Below are 1,085 nucleotides of genomic sequence, written 5' to 3'. Positions count from 1 at the left end.
CTTTCAATTACCCACAAGTCTGGCCATTTCTGCACCGATCCTGAGGTCGTTCAGGCGCGACAAGCCACGCCAGATGACGATGTTACCCGGCGGTGGATCGCTGGCGCGGGCGAGGTAGCCTCCAAGCCTTGCGATCTTGAGCAGGTAATGAGACAGGGATCTGGGTTTGCCTGCCAAGTGCGCACCGCCTGCAACGAGCAGATCGAGGATCTCCCTGTCGGCCTCCGTCAACGCCAGAGCCGGGTTGGCCTCGGGGTTCGCCCGAAGGAGCATCGTCATCCAGAAGATCCGCCAACTCAGAATGCAAAACACGGCGATCAGCCTGACGAGACGATCCGCCGTCCGCAGACGGGCGTCTTCAGCGCGGCATCCGGATTTGAGTATCTTGTGGAAGACCTCGATTTTCCACCGCAGCGCATACCATCGCAATTTTTCGACGGCATCGTCGTGGGAATCGACTGGAAGGTCCGTCAGCAGCTTCCAGTCGATTTTCGGCCGATCTATCGGCGTGTTCTGCTCGGTGGCATGCAGGACGGTCAATGTCAGGGCCGGATAGCGCTTCTGCTTGCCGATCGGCGGCAGGATGCGCAAACGGTGATACCGGACGTCCACCGTGGCCGTCGACATATCCCCGTTTGCCGTGCGAACCGGCACCGTGTGCTGACCGGCAATCGTCGTTGCCTTCATATCGTCTGCGATCGTATGATCCCCTTCTCCCGCCAGTCGGTCGACGCAGGTCCGCACAAGAAAATGCGTTCCCAGCTCTTGCGACAGACAGAACAGCTCGTAGATATCGCTCTCCCGATCGCCGATATGAACGCAGCGATCCGGGGCCGCGAACAACGCCGTCGACTGCCGCATGTTTTCAAGCCAGCGGAAACTTTCCTTCTGCTCGATCGGAACTCGTGTGGGGTTGATCTTGCGTTTGAGCGCGGCGGTGCCCTTGAATTTCTGCCGGTTCCAGAATTTGACCGCAGCGAGCCCCAGCGGCAATCCCTCGGTGGTCACAGCAAGGCTTGAATGCATGAGCAGGCCACAGACGGTGTGCATCCGATAACGCCCATCCTTGTCCTTGCCGCTATTGA

Annotated in this window: 1 protein-coding gene; it reads right to left on the bottom strand. The window is 59.4% G+C overall.

What is annotated here, in order from left to right; all coding sequences use genetic code 11:
- Nucleotides 1-3: 3 nt before the first annotated feature.
- Nucleotides 4-1,085, bottom strand: a 1,082-nt coding sequence (locus EDC31_RS17580; RefSeq protein WP_132127233.1) for an IS4 family transposase, incomplete at its 5' end; no start/stop codon positions are given.

The organism is Acidomonas methanolica, from assembly GCF_004346035.1.
GTDB classification, from domain to species: domain Bacteria; phylum Pseudomonadota; class Alphaproteobacteria; order Acetobacterales; family Acetobacteraceae; genus Acidomonas; species Acidomonas methanolica.
Note: the sequence above shows the minus strand (reverse complement) of the source record. Positions and strands in the feature narration are given on the sequence as shown.